The following is a 15173-nucleotide window of genomic DNA, read 5'->3' as shown; positions in this document are numbered from 1 at the left end:
CATTGCAGTGCTGGAAGTCCGAAGTGAGGGCCGAGGATGCGAACGTGGCAGATGCAAACGTCGTGCGAAGGAACGCGTGTCATGCGCGCTGAATGCGTTCACCACGCCAAGGTGGATTCCCATTGCGGGCGCGATGCCGGCGCTTGCTGGGTGGTCGCTGCAAGCGCACCGTTCGCGAATGCGGGCATCACGTCGCGTGCGAACCGGCGCATCGACTCCATCGCCATGTCGTGTGGCATCGAGCCGAACCAGAAGCTCGCACTGAAGTAGTCGCAACCGAGGCCGGCTTGAATGCGGCGCAGTTGGTGAATACATTCGTCGGCGGTGCCGATCACGAGGAAATCGTTACGTAGCGCGTCGTCGGACGGTTCGTCGGGTAGCGGCTGGTCCGGCACGATGCCGTCGACCACGTCGCCCATGTCGTGACGCAGCCGCAGCGTCGCGCGTCCGTTCCAGCGCGCATGTTCGACGGCCTCGCGGGCCTGAGCTTCGTTCTGCGCGACGAACACCGGCCGCTGCGTGCCGATGCGTACAGTCGAGAGTGCAGGGGCAAGGTCCGGATAATGGCGCCTTACGTCGGTCAGCTTCGAAATGGGTTCGAGCACGCCGGTGAAGAGATTTGCGCGCCGTCGCACCGCCTGTTCGACCGACGCTCGCCGGCTCGAATTGACGACGAGCCATACCGGCATCGCGCGTTGCAGCGGTTGCGGGACGAGGCCGGTGCGGGGAATGTTGAAGTACTCGCCCTGGTGCGAGAACACGGGTTCGCGTAGTGCTTGCAAGAGCACGTCGATCGCTTCGTCGTCGCGGGCGGAGGTGGCGCCTTTGACGAGCTGGAAGCGCTCGTACTGATAGCGTTGATAGCCGCTGCCAAGCCCGGCTTCGACACGTCCGCCGCTCAACACATCGAGCGTGGCGAGTTCTTCCGCAATCACGAGCGGATGATGCAGCGGCACCGGCACGATCGCCGGACCGAGGCGCAGATGGTGGGTGCGTGCGGCGATATGGGACAGCAGCATCAGCGGCCGTGACGAGTGCGAGTAGTTCGTGAAGTGATGTTCGGCGAGCCACAGGTGGCTGAAGCCGAGCGTATCGGCGGCTTCGGCCATCGCGATCGCGCGCTGGTAGAGCTCGGCTGCCGGCTTCGGCTCCGGGGCAGGCAACGTCATGAACAAACCGAATTGCATCGTCGACTCCTCGGGTTACTGCGTGGCCTGATTCGCCGACAAGGCGACCGGCGCGCGGCCTTTAGCGCGGTAGAACATATAGGTCGCGCCGTACGGCACGAGCAGATGCGCGCCCTCGAGTTCGCACGACGGTTGCGGCGGCACACCGCCCGTGGTGTCGATGCGCTGGATCGAGCTGACGTCGGCGAAACGGCCCTCGCCCGGGCGCGGGGCCGCGACGAAGCGGGCCGTGTAGCGCGCCCAGGTCAGCGCATTGGCGCCCACCTGGCTTTCGGCGGCGACGTTGCCGATCACGTAGCTGCCGTCGTAGGAGAGAAAGTAGCGGCCCGGCGCGACGGTGCCGACGCTTTGGCCGGCGGCGTCGACGAGGGTTGCTTCGGAACCCAAAGGATCCCAGAGCAGCTGCGTGCCGTCACGGGCGACGCCAGGGATCGTGTCAGGCAGCGCGACTGGGCCCGCCTTGATGCGGCGGCATATGTAGGTTTCGTCGCCATGGGTGGTAATGACTTCCTGGAGCACCTCGTCCTGGTTGGCTCGCAAGGCCACGGGCAAGGACTCGTCTGCCGTCGGCGGGGGCGGTTTAGGCGGCGTCGCGCAGCCGGCGAGTGCGAGCAGGCAGCCGGCCACGAGGCAGGTCATCGACGGGCGCAGCAACTGCGCGGGGCGGGGCGGAAAACCAGTCATTGGCGGAAGGGGAAGGCGGGCGATGGTGCCATCACACCTGATCCGGCACGCCGCTGCGTGGCTCGACACGAAAGACTGCATTGAAAACCGCACGCAGTGGGTGGGACACGCATGCTGGCCGGCGCGCCCAGGCGCCAACCCTCCGCGGTTCGCATGAGCATGCATCCGTTCGTGATTCAGCTGAACGGGGGGCCGTGTCGGCCGATACTGGTTCGGGCTTGCCGCCGCGCCGCGCCTTGCGTATGGCGGCTTTCTCGCACACGTCTCGTCCGCTAACGGCCCGAGCGCCCACCCGAACCCGCGATGGAATTGAATCCTTCGAGTCCTTCTTCCGCTTCTTTGTCCGGCCCTGAGCCGCAGCTATCCATGCTGGTCGCCGACGACGAGCGCGCCTATGCGTATCTGGCGATGATCCGCCGCTACATTGGCGGCGCGGCCGACATTCACGACCTCGCGCAAGCCGCCGCGGCCCAAACTGCGCCAATCACCGCCGACGATTGCGTCGAACGGCTCGCCGATGCGGACCGTGTGTTTGCCGAATGGCTCGCGCCACTGCATCGCACGGCGGCTGAGGTTGCCGGGATCGATCCGGCGCGCATGGCGGATGCGCTCAACCACATGCACCACGAGTCGCGTCGTTTGACGATGTGCGACGACGTGCTACTCGATAACGTCGTCGAGTTGGCGCGCCTCGTGATCGACGAGCGCGTGCCGGGCGACTTCATCGAAACCGGCGTATGGCGCGGCGGCGTGACGATTCTGATGCGCGCCGCGCTGACCGCGTTCGGCGGCTTTGGTCGCAACGTCTGGGTGGCCGATTCCTTCGCGGGTTTGCCCGCGCCGAACCCTGCCACCGATTTGCGCGATGCCATCTGGCATCACCTGATGCGCGCGGTCGGCCTGCTGCGCAGCGATCTGGCGACCGTGCGCGAAGCTTTCGCGCGCGCGGGCCTGCTCGATCGCCGCGTGCGTTTTCTGCCGGGCTGGTTCGCCGATACGTTGCCGGACGCGCCGATCGAGCGCCTCGCGTTGATGCGTCTCGATGGCGACTGGTACGACTCGACCCGTGACGCACTCGAGGCCTTGTATCCGCGCCTGTCACCGGGTGGCTTCGTGATCGTCGACGACTATGGCCTGCCGACTGGCTGCGCACGCGCCGTTGACGAATACCGCGCCGTGCATCGCATCGACGCGCCGCTTACGCGTGTGAACACGCAAGCGGTCTACTGGCGCAAGCCATGGTGAGCATGACGGCGCATGTCGAACTCAGCGCGGTTCTGGAAGCGCGGCTTAGCGCACATTACGTGGCGCCGCCACAAGCGGTGGCCGTCGATCTGATCGTCAGCGATTGCGCGGATGCCAGCCGCCGTTTCACGTTTGGTCCGCGGATCGAGTCGACGTCGATCCCACCCGACGACGTGCACCGCGCCGCAGCCCGCATCACGCTGAGCCGCGCGTTGTTGAGCGCGATGCTCGACGATCCCACCGGCTTCGATCCGCGCAGTGCGGCGGCAATGGCGTTCGGCGGCGTGCGAATCGACGGCGCTGAGCGGCTCGCCGCTTACTGGTTGCAACTGCTCAAGCGACCCTCGGCGGCGGCCCGCATGGCGCTGGAGCGAGCCCGGCGGCGCGCACCCGCAGCGCTGGCGACCGTGCCGGCGCTGCAGGCCAGCGGCTGCGGCGATCAGGACCTGCACGCGGCACTCGCAGACACGCTCGATGCCTCCGTCCCGCTGGTGTTGCGCGGCATGGTGAGCTGGCCCGAAGTCGCCTGGACACTCGATGATTGGCGTACTCACGAGGGCGCTACTGTACTGCGCGCGAATCCGTCGAGCGGCCTTCCGCAAACCGTTGCCGACTTTATCGATGGATTCGCCGTACAGCCTCTCGCCAGCGCAGGCGCCGCCACCTACACGGAAGGCTGCCTCCTGCCGCCCGCATGGGAAGCGCGTTTTTCACTGCCGATGCTTCCGGCGCGCATGTTCGGCGCAGGGCAACTCTGGTTCGGGCGGGCCAGCGCCGCCGCACTTGTCACGCGTTTGCACTGCGATCTGGCGAATTCGTTTCTTGCACAGATTCACGGCCGCAAGCGGGTGCGGCTCTATGCGCCTGCTCAGGAAGGCGCCGTCTACGCGCTCGACGCATTCAACACGTATCGTCCTTGCCGCGTCGACGTAGCGGCTCCGGACCTGACACGCTTTCCGCGCTTTGCCGATGCGTCCAGCGTGGACGTCATGCTCGAACCGGGCGATCTGCTGGTGATTCCAACCGGTTGGTTTCACTGCGTCTGGGCGCTGGATCATGTGCTGTCGATCAGTCGTTTTGCTGACGACGAAAGTGCGTCGACGCTGCTCGACGGCAGGCTTTTACAACCGAATATAACGAGGACCGGATGATCGGCGTACCCCGAAGCGATTCGCCTTGCACCTCCTTTCTGCCATTCGTACGCGGCATGGCCGTGACAGCGCTGATTGCGTCGGCCACAGCGCTAAGCCCGTTATCCGCGCATGCACAGGCTTCGTCGGCAATGACGCAGGTCTGCACGACGCGTGCGAACAACGCGAAGCTGATCGCGCAGGACCGCGATGCTGGCGTCAGCAAGGAAGACGAGTTGCGCAAGGCGCAGCATGTAGCGGCGGCAATGCCGATTGAACGACAGTTGTACGCGCAGGCGGAATTGACGACCTTTATCGACCGTCTGTACGGACAGTACGCCAAAACGCCGCCGCAGCAGGCCTACGATAAGTACCTGGCGTACTGCGAAGAGCAGGCCGCGCGCGGCGCTGCGCAGGTCCAATGATGTGCCGTGCCGGATGCCACGCATTCCCCCTCACACAGACATGGCTTCGCATTTTCGGCCCGCTTTTCGCATGGGCCGAAACCGGCTCAGTTGGCCCAATTAGCATTAGACGACCCCGGACCGCCGCTGTGTTTCGTTTCACATCCGCATGACCGATGGCGGTCTATCTTCCCTTGCAGAGGATCCCATGACCGCTATCGCCAACGACGCCGTCTCCAGTTTTGCCACACCCAGCCTCGACTCGTCGTTCTCTTCAGAAGATCAGTCCATCCAGCAGCTGGAGCAGCAAGTCGATGCGATGATCAACCAGGTGTTGCAGCAAAGTTCGTCGTCGGTGGGACAGAACGCGATGGCGCAGAACGCGTCGGGCACGCTCGCGAGTTACATGAACCAGAACGGCATCAAGTCGCTCGACCCGAATCAGCTTTATCAACTGGCCAACAATCCGCCTGCCGGCACGCCGCCCGATGTGTCCGCCGCGGCGTCGTACATGCTGCAAAATCCGGACGTCTATAAGCAGATCGAGACGCACGACGTGTCAGGTGCTGACGGTATTTCCGGCGTGGGCAACTTCGAGTGGGCGGCGCAGGGTGGCCTCGATAGCGAGCCGTCGCCGAGCACGACCGATACGCTGGATTCGACCTCGACCCAAGGCGCCATGATGGATGCGCAAAGCGCGTCCGGCGCGCTGGCGAGCTACATGAGCCAGAACGGCATCTCGTCGCTCGATCCGGACCAGCTCTACAAGCTCGCCAATAATCCGCCCGCCGGCACACCGTCCGACGTGTCCGCCGCAGCGTCGTACATGCTGCAGAACCCGGACGTCTACAAGCAGATCGAGACGCACGACGTGTCCGGTGCGGACGGTGTTTCTGGCGTGAGCAACTTCCAGTGGGCCGCGCAAGGCGGCCTCGACCAGACGGTTTCCGGCAACGGTTCGTTCAATTTGCCCAACCTGAACACGGATCTGGCGCTCAATTCGCCCAATCTGAACCTTCAGCAGACGCTGTCCGTCTGATCGCCCAAGCGCGTGGCGGCTTACCGGCCGCCTTTCGCCTGATCCGCAAAAGACGGGCGGCCATGGTCCGGGCCTAACCGCAGAGAGCATTTTTGACCAAGACGACCTCCCATGAGACTGAGTATCCTAGGCGTAATCAGTCATTTCATGCGGGGAATTCAAGGTGGCGCATTATCTTTGCCATGAGCAGCCGGACTTACTCGAGTTTGAAACGAGCGTGATCGCCTCGCGGCCCGGCGCCGTCGTGCTAGGCCGCACGGCCTTGCACCCGGGCGGCGGAGGCCAGGTGTCGGACGCCGCAACCCTGACCCACGCGCACGGTGCCGTCCGCATTACCGGCGTCGCGCCGGAAGGCGGCATGCTCTGGCATCTGCTCGACGAACCGCTCGAACTGAATGGCGAGGTCCACGTGGCCGTCGACGCGGCCCGGCGTTCCACCGTCGCCCAGCTTCATACGGCCACGCATATTCTCAACGCCCTCGTGTATCAGCGCTTCGCCGGCGCACTCGTGACCGGCGCGCAGATCAATGCCGACGGCACCGCCCGCATGGATTTCGATCTGCCCGAGGCGGATAACGACGCATTGCGCCTGCTCGAGGAGCCCGCCAACGAGGTGATCCGCAGCGCCATGGACGTTCGGACCTACTACGTCAGCGCAGCGGAGGCAAAATCGACGCAGGGCCTGATCCGCAGTCTTTCAGTGGCGCCGCCGCCCACCTCCGACGGCACGGTGCGGATCGTCGAAATCGGCGACCTGGACCGGCAGGCTTGCGGCGGCACGCATCTGACCAACACGGCGCAATCGAAACCGATCCGCATCGTGAAGATAGAAAACAAGGGGCGCCGCAATCGCCGGGTCAGAATAGAGCTGGTTTGAAGGGCATCCCGGGAGACCGAGCTATGGACACATCGGATAAAAGCGAGCCGGAAGTAGTGTGCTGGCGAGACGGCGCGCTCGACGGCGCCTGTCTCGCGAGTGCCCGCTACGGCGAGCACAAATTCGACCGGCATCTGCACGACGAACTCGTCATTGTCATGACGCAGTCCGGTGCGGGGCAGTGTCATACGCGCACCGGCAGCGAAGTCGCCGGACCCGGCAGCGTGCTCGTGTTCGGACCGGGCGAATATCACAGCGGCGAGGTGTGGGAAGGCCGCGAATGGAATTACCGCGCCATTTATCTCGACATGGATGGCCTGGGCGCGCTGGGTGCTGTGTTTTCGCCCGACTCGCGTCCCGACAAACCGCTTCTGATCCCGCCGGGGCTCTATCAGGATGCGCATCTGGCCGGCCTGCTGGTCAAAGCGCATGCGAGTCTCGACCAGCACGGCTCGGTCTCGCTGATGGAGCGGCAGGCGAATTGGTGGGCGGCGATGGGAATGCTGGTCGGGCGCTACGGGCAATCGCGGCACGAGCTCGGCGAAGCACGGCGGGAGGCCCACAAGATGGCGCAGGTGCGTGAGTACGTCGCCGCCAACTATGCGCGCGATATTCCGGTCGATGAGCTGGCGGAACTGGTGGGGCTGAGCCGCTATTACCTCACGCGTGCCTTCTGTAAAGAGTTTGGACTGCCGCCGCACGCCTACGCGACGCAGGTGCGGCTACTTGCAGCCAAACGCATGCTTGCGGCGGGGCATAGCGCGGCGAGCGCTGCCGCGGCCGTCGGCTTTTACGATCAAAGCCATCTCAACCGGCTTTTCAAGCGGGCCTATGGGATCACACCGGGAACGTATGCGGCGCTGAAGCCTGGGCATTAAGTCCGCGCGTTGCACCTCTAACGTTACTCGGGAAGCGGAACGTCCTCGATCAGCGCCGACTGTACAGCGCGAATCCTGCGATCGACGAAGTAGCCACCCCCTTCCGTGTACCGCAGATAAAGACGGTCGCACAACGCGCACTGCCAGACGGCACAGCGGTTGTACGGGAAGTAACGTGGTGCGATGGGGGCGTCGGCCGACCAGTAGGTCGTTTTGCCCGGTAGGTATTCGCTGAACGTCGGTTCCGGATCGTCCTCCGGTGCAAGCGTGCCGATTTCCTTGAACTGCGTTTCGTCGAGAGAGAGAGGCTGCGAGTGCCAACCGTCAAGCGGCGTTTTTGTACACATACAAGGCGCGGCAGTGCGCTCTTCCGCACGTTGCGCGAGTTCAAGGAGCATTGCAGCGTTCAGATATTCCGCCATGAGGCACATGATTCCAGCAGGGTTGGGACGATGTTAGCTGGTTCGCCGCGACCCAAGCTACGCGGCGGGAACCAGTCAGCATCATGCACGCTCTGACGTCGTGCGTGAAGTCAGCCGTTCATCATCCGATCGCGATGCGGTACGACCCAGGAACGGTCGAAACTGCCATTGGCGATCGACTTCAACGCCGCCGTTTCTTTCGCATTCTGCCGCCGTGCGCCTTCGATCACCGCTTCCACGTCAGCCGGCGAGATCGCGAGCAAGCCGTCTTCATCGCCGACGATGATGTCCCCAGGATGAACCACCATCCCGCCGACCGTGACCGGCACGTTGATCTCGCCAGGACCGTTCTTGTAAGGCCCACGATGCGTCACGCCGCGCGCGTACACCGGAAAATCGCGCTGACGTAGCGCGCCGACATCGCGGATCGCACCGTCGATCACGAGGCCCTGCACGCCCAGACTCTCCGCGAAGCTGGCCATGATCTCGCCCATCAGCGCTTGCGTCAGTTCGCCGGCGCCGTCGATTACGAGCACATCGCCCGGCCGGCAAAAGTCGAACGCGCGATGGATCGCGAGGTTGTCGCCGGGGCGGGTGTGGACCGTAACCGCGGTGCCGGCCATCGGTTTGGGCTGATGATACGGCCGCAAGCCGACCATGCCGCTCGCGCGCGCCATGTTGTCGCTGAGAAGAGAAACCGCCAGTTCACGCAATGCGTCGAGCGTTGCCGGGTTGGCCTGAGGCGCGGATTCGTGTTCGCGCCAGCCGATGGGATTCGTAGTGACAGTCATATCGTTGCCCCTTGCGTGGCGAATTGCTTCTCGAGTTGATGGGACAGCCGCGGGTACACCGCGCGGGCGTTGTCTTCATAGATGTGCTGACGGTCCGCGGCGCTGAGCCATTCGATGGCGTCGATATAGCGCCGCGTGTCGTCGTAGTAGTGGCCGGTTTCCGGATCGATACCCTGAACCGCGCCGATGGTTTCCGAGGCGAACAGGATGTTCTCGACCGGAATGACTTTGGCGAGCAGTTCGGCGCCGGGCTGGTGATACACGCAGGTATCGAAGAACACGTTCTTCATCAGATACTCGCTGAGCAGCGGCCGCTTCATGTCCTGCGCGAGCCCGCGATAACGGCCCCAGTGATAGGGCACCGCGCCGCCGCCGTGCGGAATGATGAAGCGCAAGGTCGGGAAGTCGGCGAACAGATCGCCCTGCAGCAACTGCATGAACGCCGACGTGTCGCCGTTGATGTAATGCGCGCCCGTCGCATGAAAATTCGGATTGCACGACGAGGACACGTGAATCATTGCCGGCACGTCGAGGTCCACCATCGCTTCATAGAGCGGATACCACGAGCGGTCCGTAATCGGCAGCCCCGACCAATGTCCGCCGGACGGGTCCGGATTCAGATTGCAGCCGATGAACCCCAGCTCTTCCACGCAACGCCGCAGTTCGGCGATGCAATTGGCCGGCGCCACGCCCGGCGCTTGCGGCAACTGGCACACGCCGACGAAGTTGCGCGGAAACAGCGACACTACGCGATGGATGAGATCGTTGGATTCGCTCGACCAGACTGCATTGGCTTCGGCCGTGGCGAGGTGGTGTCCCATGCCGGCGGCGCGTGGCGAAAAGATCGTGAGGTCGGTGCCGCGTTCGCGCTGGATGCGAATCTGGCCGGTTTCGATGCTCTCGCGAATTTCGTCATCGGTAATGAGGGGCCGTGGCGGCGGCGAGCCGCCGTTTTTCAGCGCGGCGATCTGCTGCGCGCGCCAGGCCTCGTGCTGCGGCGGCGAGGTGGTGTAGTGACCGTGGCAATCGATGATCATGGTGTGAAAAATCCGTTGATGTCTTTGTGGATGTTTGTCTGCCTGCGCTGTGCGTTCGCTACGTTCGCTGTTTCACTGGTCAGGGCGCTCAGGTGCGCGGGGCAGGGTCGCCGGTCGCGAGCGAGGCGGCTTCATCTTCAGACGGCGTGACGCGCATCACGAGTGCGATGATTGTCGCGACCACCAGAAACGCTGCGATCGTCAGCAAGGCCAGCTTGAAATTGCCGGTGGCGTTGCGGACCAGCCCGATGCTCCAGGGGCCGACCAGGCCGCCGAACTGCGCGATGGTGTTGATCAGCGCAATCGTCGCGGCGCCCGCCGCGCCCGTTCTGAACGACGACGCGAGGCTCCAGAACAGTGGGTTACCCGCATAGATGAACAAACCGGTCAGGCACAGCAGCGCGTAGGCGATCACAGGGTTTGGCGCATACGCACTGCCGGCAATCGCCAATGCGCTCATGCCGTACACGAAGGCGAGGTGCTTCTTGCGGTCCCCCGTGCGATCGGAACTGCGGCTGATCAGGAACGTGCCCAACACGCCAAGCAGCGGCGGCGCGGCGGACAGAAAGCCGACCTCGATATTGCTCAGATGGCCGAGGCTTTTAACGATCTGCGGCAGCCATAGGAACAGGCCATAAATGCCGACCAGCGCGCAACCGAACAGACACGCGAGACTCCATACGCGGATGTCGCTCGCCACGCGCAGCAGCGGAAAATGTTTGGTGCCACCAACGGCTTCGCGTTCGGCTGCGAGCGTCGATTCCAGCCAACGCTTTTCGTCATCGGAGAGCCATTTGGCGTCGGCCGGACGTTCGGTCATGATGCGCAGCGTCAGCAGACCGAGCGCCATCGCCGGGATGCCTTCGAGGATGAACATCCATTGCCATCCCTGCAAACCGAGAATGCCGTTCGCGTAGGTCATCAACGTCGTGGAGATCGGACCGCCAAGCACCGCCGAAAACGAACCCGCGATGATGTAGCCACCCACCGCGCGTGCCCGGTAGCGCACCGGAAACCATTTCGTCAGATAAACCGCCACGCCCGGCAAAAAGCCCGCTTCCATCACGCCCAGCAGAAAGCGCAGCACATAGAAGCTCGAGTCGTTGAAGACGAAGGCGGTGGCTGCCGCAACCGCGCCCCACGTCAGCAGAATGCGCGCGATCCAGCGGCGTGCACCGACCCGATGCAGCAACAGGTTGCTCGGCACTTCCAGCAACATGTAGCCGACGAAGAAGATGCTGCCGGCGAAACCGAACACCGCTGGACTGAAGCCCAACTGCTTGTTCATGTCCAGCGCGGCGAATCCGATATTGATCCGGTCCAGATAGTTGAAGAACATCATCGCAAAGAGCAGGGGCATTAATCGCCCGTACACTTTGCGCATGGTGGTGGCTTCGTCGAATGAGGTCATGCTGTCTCCTACCTTGCTGCGACGGCTTCATGAGCCGTGGCGGCGTTCTTATGGTCGGCCTGCCGGATCGAACGCCGGCAGTGTCCCGATGGCCGCGTATTTGACGGCCGGGCTTCAGGGGTTACCGTTCGTGCCTGCAGGCGCTGATGCTGATGCGCTCATGAACGGACAGCGGCTGAAGCATGAGGCCCATGATAAGAACGCCCGGACGGAGAGTCCAAGACCGCTTGCTTATGCTTGTATAGGTTTTTACTTATAGTGTGGCGTCAGCAAGCGGCGCGGGGAGACAGGCGAGGAAGGCGCGTAGATGCGGTGAGGCGTCGTCCGTGCGAAAGGTGGCTGCGAGCGTCGATCGGTATGATGAACCGGGACCGCTGAGGTGGCGGTACACGACGTCCGTACGTCCATGGCGCGCAACCGATTCGCCGATAAATGTTACGCCCAGGCCCGCTGCTACGAGTGCAATCGCGGTCTGAATTTCATAGGCCTGGTGAGCGACGACCGGGGTTACGCCCGCATCGCGATAGAGCGTTTGCACCGAGCGTTTGAACTGTGCGTTCTGGTGCTTCGGATACAGAATCAAGGGCGTATCGGCGAGCTCGGCAATTCGCACGGTCTTGTGTGCGGCCAGCGGATGACCCGGTTCGAGCGCGACCATGACGCGCTCGCGCAGCAAGGGATAGGACGTGCAGCCTTCAATCGCGAGCGGCTGCCGCCCGATGCCGATGTGAATGCGCATGTCGCGCAACGCATCGGTTTGCTCCTCAGTGAGCAATTCGAAGAGCTTGAGTTCAACCTGCGGGAACGCGTTGTGAAACGCCTTGAGCGCGGGCGGCAGGATGCTGTACATCGCCGAGCGCGTGAAGCCGATGCTAAGCCAGCCGCGCCGGCCGACGCCGATTTCTTGCGCTGTAAGCGACACCTGTTCCAGCGAACCGAGTATCTGACGCGCCTCCGTGCAGAGGTAGTGGCCGGCTTCGGTCAGACTCAGCGGGCGTCTTGCCCGATCGACCAACTGCGTGCCGAGCCGCTCTTCAAGCGAACGGATCTGCTGACTGAGCGCGGGTTGCGCGATGTGCAAGCGCTCGGCGGCGCGGCTGAAATTGAGCTCCTCCGCCAGAATCACGAAGCACTGCAACGCCCTAAGATTCATATCCGTGTTTCCTGATCTTCAGTAGGAAGAGGATAACGGGTTATGCGGTGGACGGTGCAATGCTGGTGCGCTGGGGGAGGTTCTGGCGCCGCGGCGGCTCCTTCCTTAATCCAATCCGCCCTGGCACAGGTACTTGATCGACATGTAATCGTCGAGTCCGTACTTCGACCCTTCGCGGCCGTAGCCCGATTCTTTCACCCCGCCAAACGGCGCCGCTTCGCTCGACACAGCGCCTTCGTTGATGCCGATCACGCCCGCTTCGAGCTGGGCTGCGACGCGATTGATACGTCGCACGTCCTGCGTGTAGAAGTAGGCGGCGAGGCCGAACGGCGTGTCATTGGAAAGGCGGATCGCTTCGGCTTCGTCATCGAAGCGGAACAGCGGCGCCACCGGCCCAAAGGTTTCTTCGCAACAGACGATCATGTCGTCCCGTGCATCGGTCAGCACGGTCGGCGCATAGTAGTTCGGGCCGAGTTCGGTCAGGCGCTTGCCGCCTGTCAGCACTTTTGCGCCGTGTTTGACGGCATCTTCCACGTGCCGGGCAATCTTGTCGATTGCGCGTTCGTTGATCATCGGGCCGATTTGCGCGTCCGGATCGGTTGCGGGCGCAACCTTCAGCGCGGCGACCCGTTTCGCGAGCAGATCGGCGAAACGTGCGTAGACACCCGATTGCACATAAACCCGGTTCGGGCACACGCAAGTCTGACCGCCGTTGCGGAACTTGGAGGCCATCAGGCCGGTGACCGCAGCATCGAGATCGGCGTCGTCGAATACGATGAATGGCGCATTGCCGCCCAATTCCAGCGACAGTTTCTTCAGCGTGCCAGCCGATTCGCGGGCGAGATGCTTGCCGACCGGCGTCGAGCCCGTGAACGTGATCTTGCGTACGCGTCCGTCGGCGAGCCAGTCAGCGACCGCCGCAATGCCCTGGTCACGCGAAGCCGACAGCATGTTCAGCACGCCGTCCGGCAAGCCCGCTTCCTGGGCGAGCGCCGCCAGCGCGAGTGCCGTGAGCGGCGTATCTTCGGCGGGCTTGGCCACGACCGTGCATCCGGCTGCGAGCGCGGGCGCGATCTTGCGCGCAATCATCGCCAGCGGGAAATTCCACGGCGTGATCGCCGCGACCACGCCGACCGGTTCCTTCACCGCGCTCATGCGTTTGCCGCGCTGTTGCTGCGGGATCAGATCGCCGTAGATGCGAGTCGCCTCGTCGGCGAACCACGCGACGTACGAGGCGCCGTAGGCGACTTCGCCGCGGCTTTCCGCGAGCGGCTTGCCTTGTTCCGTCGACATCAGCTTGGCGAGGTCTTCGGTATTGGCGACGATCAGCGCATGCCAGCGACGCAGAATCTCCGCGCGTTCGCGCGGCAGCTTGTCGCGCCACGCGGGGAACGCGCGGGCCGCGGCGTCAGTGGCTGCGCGGGCGTCCGCTGCACCGCTGTTCGCGACTTCGACGATCAATTCGCCGGTGGCCGGGTTGGTGACGGGAAAGCGCGCCGAGTCTGCGGCGTCGGTCCACTTGCCGTCGATCAGGTTCTGCGGGCGAATCAGTTCTTTGCGGGTCAATGCGAGTGACATCGGGGTTGCTCCTTCGGGTTGCCCTGGATGAGGCGAGGGCGAGTCATCGATGCGGCGGCGCGGCCGCGCACTTAAGGTAGATTGCGGGCGACTAACACGTTGATCCTACGCGTACGCCGCAGTCAATGAAATCATCCCAGTGGGCCTTTGACGGTGCGCGGCGCTTTTTTTTCACGCCGCCACAGCATTTTCTGCTGAATGTGCGGTGAAGCGGCAGGCCGGGATGGGTGGTGAAGGCTGTGTTGCGCGGTCTGCGGTACGCGCTAGCTCGCGCCTCAACGTACCCGCCGCGGCCCCGTCGAAGCGCGTACGACGAGTTGCGGCGGTGGCGCGAGCACCATCGACGGTTGCTGTTCAGGCGTCTGGATCAGCCGGATCAGACTCTCGATCGACAACTCCGCGACGGCCGCCGTCTGGATCGCGATCGTCGTCAACGCAGGATGCACCTGGTGTGCGAGTTGAATGTCCGTAATGCCGATGACCGAGACGTCGTTCGGCACGGCGCGGCCAAGCGTTATCAATGCCTGGGCCGCGCCGATCGCGAGCAGATCGTTGGTCGCGAAAATCGCGGTGAGGTGAGGGCGGCTCGCCATCAACTGCATGCAGGCGGCGTAGCCAGCGTCGATCGAGTCGCGGATCTGCAGCACCGCGGCAGCGTCTGTTTCGATTCCGGCCTCGCGCATCACCGCGCGAAATCCGTTGGAGCGCGCGTCTTGCAAGCCGCCGCATCCATCGCCGATCAGAAGACCGATCTCGCGATGACCGAGTTCGAGCAGATGCCTCGCGGCAAGCGCACCCGCATGAGCAAAATCCACGGCGATGCAGGGCAGCGCGGGCGGAGCCTCAGGGTGTTCCCACATCGCCAGCAAGATCGGCGCGCTGTGCGTGGCCGACGCGCACAAGTCGTTGATCGCGATGTCCGTGTTCATCACGAGGACACCGTCTGCGAGCGTGCCGGCGATCTGGTTCAGGTACGCGCGGCCGATCTCCGCATCGTCATCAGTATTGCAAACCATCAGGAAGTACCCGGCTTTGCGTGCCGCTCGTTCGGCGGCCGAGACGAACTCTGGGTAGAACGGGTTCGAGATGTTCGACAGCATCAGGGCCAAGGTCGACGAGCGGCCCTCTGCCAGCGCGCGTGCGTTCAAGTTGGGCCGGTAGCCGAGATCGGCGATGGCCTTCAGTACGCGTTCGGCCGTCTCCGGGCGGACCTTCTCGCGGTTGCGCAGGACATTGGAAACGGTGGCGGCGGTGACGTGCGCGCGCTTTGCGACTTCGGAAAGGGTGACCATTTACTATTTATCCCATATTCAGGGAGCGCGATTCAAATGTTGCAA

The 15173-nt window shown here is 63.7% G+C and carries 14 protein-coding genes and 2 pseudogenes; 7 read left to right on the top strand and 9 right to left on the bottom strand.

Annotation, left to right across the window (positions count from 1 at the left end):
• Positions 1-98: 98 nt before the first annotated feature.
• Positions 99-1187 (bottom strand): LLM class flavin-dependent oxidoreductase, encoded by a 1089-nt coding sequence (locus BM438_RS28630; protein ID WP_093641288.1) that lies wholly within the window; start codon positions 1185-1187, stop codon positions 99-101.
• A gap of 15 nt (positions 1188-1202) precedes the next feature.
• Complete coding sequence (locus BM438_RS28625; RefSeq protein ID WP_244179467.1) at positions 1203-1952, bottom strand: DUF3455 domain-containing protein; 750 nt, start codon at positions 1950-1952, stop codon at positions 1203-1205.
• A gap of 222 nt (positions 1953-2174) precedes the next feature.
• On the opposite strand from BM438_RS28625, the gene BM438_RS28620 reads away from it, so the two are divergent.
• From BM438_RS28620 to BM438_RS28595, 7 genes and pseudogenes are all read left to right on the top strand, one after another.
• Positions 2175-3116, top strand: a complete 942-nt coding sequence (locus tag BM438_RS28620; RefSeq protein WP_208620718.1) for a TylF/MycF/NovP-related O-methyltransferase — start codon at positions 2175-2177, stop codon at positions 3114-3116.
• Entirely contained in the window at positions 3110-4267 is a 1158-nt protein-coding gene (locus BM438_RS28615; protein ID WP_093641282.1) for a cupin-like domain-containing protein, read from the top strand. The genes BM438_RS28620 and BM438_RS28615 overlap by 7 nt, the downstream gene beginning before the upstream one ends.
• On the top strand, positions 4264-4671 hold the full coding sequence (locus tag BM438_RS28610; RefSeq protein WP_093641280.1) for a hypothetical protein: 408 nt from the start codon (positions 4264-4266) through the stop codon (positions 4669-4671). Before BM438_RS28615 ends, BM438_RS28610 begins: the two co-directional genes overlap by 4 nt.
• A gap of 352 nt (positions 4672-5023) precedes the next feature.
• Positions 5024-5279, top strand: a pseudogene (locus tag BM438_RS47205) (hypothetical protein); the annotation flags it as partial.
• Between the two features lie 41 nt (positions 5280-5320).
• Positions 5321-5641 (top strand): annotated as a pseudogene (locus BM438_RS47200) (hypothetical protein); the annotation flags it as partial.
• Between the two features lie 211 nt (positions 5642-5852).
• A complete protein-coding gene (locus BM438_RS28600) occupies positions 5853-6566 on the top strand; it encodes an alanyl-tRNA editing protein (protein WP_093641275.1) in 714 nt (237 codons plus the stop codon).
• Positions 6567-6589: 23 nt separating this feature from the next.
• Positions 6590-7444 carry an AraC family transcriptional regulator gene (locus BM438_RS28595; protein WP_093641272.1) on the top strand — a complete coding sequence of 285 codons (855 nt, stop codon included), beginning with the start codon at positions 6590-6592 and terminating at the stop codon, positions 7442-7444.
• A gap of 23 nt (positions 7445-7467) precedes the next feature.
• On the opposite strand, the gene BM438_RS28590 is transcribed toward BM438_RS28595, so the two are convergent.
• From BM438_RS28590 to BM438_RS28560, 7 genes are all read right to left on the bottom strand, one after another.
• Positions 7468-7866 (bottom strand): hypothetical protein, encoded by a 399-nt coding sequence (locus BM438_RS28590; RefSeq protein ID WP_093641269.1) that lies wholly within the window; start codon positions 7864-7866, stop codon positions 7468-7470.
• Positions 7867-7976: 110 nt separating this feature from the next.
• On the bottom strand, positions 7977-8657 hold the full coding sequence (locus BM438_RS28585) for an RraA family protein (RefSeq protein WP_093641266.1): 681 nt from the start codon (positions 8655-8657) through the stop codon (positions 7977-7979).
• Positions 8654-9694: an amidohydrolase family protein gene (locus BM438_RS28580; RefSeq protein ID WP_093641263.1), complete on the bottom strand. Its 1041-nt coding sequence runs from the start codon at positions 9692-9694 to the stop codon at positions 8654-8656. The genes BM438_RS28585 and BM438_RS28580 overlap by 4 nt, the downstream gene beginning before the upstream one ends.
• Positions 9695-9782: 88 nt before the next feature.
• On the bottom strand, positions 9783-11105 hold the full coding sequence (locus tag BM438_RS28575; RefSeq protein WP_093641261.1) for an MFS transporter: 1323 nt from the start codon (positions 11103-11105) through the stop codon (positions 9783-9785).
• A gap of 253 nt (positions 11106-11358) precedes the next feature.
• On the bottom strand, positions 11359-12258 hold the full coding sequence (locus tag BM438_RS28570) for a LysR family transcriptional regulator (protein ID WP_093641258.1): 900 nt from the start codon (positions 12256-12258) through the stop codon (positions 11359-11361).
• Between the two features lie 105 nt (positions 12259-12363).
• Positions 12364-13836 (bottom strand): NAD-dependent succinate-semialdehyde dehydrogenase, encoded by a 1473-nt coding sequence (locus BM438_RS28565; RefSeq protein ID WP_093641255.1) that lies wholly within the window; start codon positions 13834-13836, stop codon positions 12364-12366.
• Between the two features lie 275 nt (positions 13837-14111).
• Positions 14112-15128 carry a LacI family DNA-binding transcriptional regulator gene (locus BM438_RS28560; RefSeq protein ID WP_093641252.1) on the bottom strand — a complete coding sequence of 339 codons (1017 nt, stop codon included), beginning with the start codon at positions 15126-15128 and terminating at the stop codon, positions 14112-14114.
• Positions 15129-15173: the final 45 nt, after the last annotated feature.

Origin of the sequence: Paraburkholderia aspalathi, from assembly GCF_900116445.1 — a bacterium.
In the GTDB taxonomy this organism is placed as follows: Bacteria; Pseudomonadota; Gammaproteobacteria; order Burkholderiales; family Burkholderiaceae; genus Paraburkholderia; species Paraburkholderia aspalathi.
The sequence above is the reverse complement of the archived record's forward strand: the minus strand, read 5'-3'. Positions and strand labels throughout refer to the sequence as shown.

Coding starts and splice junctions, on each gene's coding strand:
- BM438_RS28615 (WP_093641282.1), top strand. CDS start 3,110: ATGGTGAGCATGACGGCGCATGTCGAACTCAGCGCGGTTCTGGAAGCG.
- BM438_RS28575 (WP_093641261.1), bottom strand. CDS start 11,105: ATGACCTCATTCGACGAAGCCACCACCATGCGCAAAGTGTACGGGCGA.
- BM438_RS28620 (WP_208620718.1), top strand. CDS start 2,175: ATGGAATTGAATCCTTCGAGTCCTTCTTCCGCTTCTTTGTCCGGCCCT.
- BM438_RS28595 (WP_093641272.1), top strand. CDS start 6,590: ATGGACACATCGGATAAAAGCGAGCCGGAAGTAGTGTGCTGGCGAGAC.
- BM438_RS28610 (WP_093641280.1), top strand. CDS start 4,264: ATGATCGGCGTACCCCGAAGCGATTCGCCTTGCACCTCCTTTCTGCCA.
- BM438_RS28585 (WP_093641266.1), bottom strand. CDS start 8,657: ATGACTGTCACTACGAATCCCATCGGCTGGCGCGAACACGAATCCGCG.
- BM438_RS28625 (WP_244179467.1), bottom strand. CDS start 1,952: ATGCAGTCTTTCGTGTCGAGCCACGCAGCGGCGTGCCGGATCAGGTGT.
- BM438_RS28560 (WP_093641252.1), bottom strand. CDS start 15,128: ATGGTCACCCTTTCCGAAGTCGCAAAGCGCGCGCACGTCACCGCCGCC.
- BM438_RS28590 (WP_093641269.1), bottom strand. CDS start 7,866: ATGGCGGAATATCTGAACGCTGCAATGCTCCTTGAACTCGCGCAACGT.
- BM438_RS28565 (WP_093641255.1), bottom strand. CDS start 13,836: ATGTCACTCGCATTGACCCGCAAAGAACTGATTCGCCCGCAGAACCTG.
- BM438_RS28570 (WP_093641258.1), bottom strand. CDS start 12,258: ATGAATCTTAGGGCGTTGCAGTGCTTCGTGATTCTGGCGGAGGAGCTC.
- BM438_RS28630 (WP_093641288.1), bottom strand. CDS start 1,187: ATGCAATTCGGTTTGTTCATGACGTTGCCTGCCCCGGAGCCGAAGCCG.
- BM438_RS28580 (WP_093641263.1), bottom strand. CDS start 9,694: ATGATCATCGATTGCCACGGTCACTACACCACCTCGCCGCCGCAGCAC.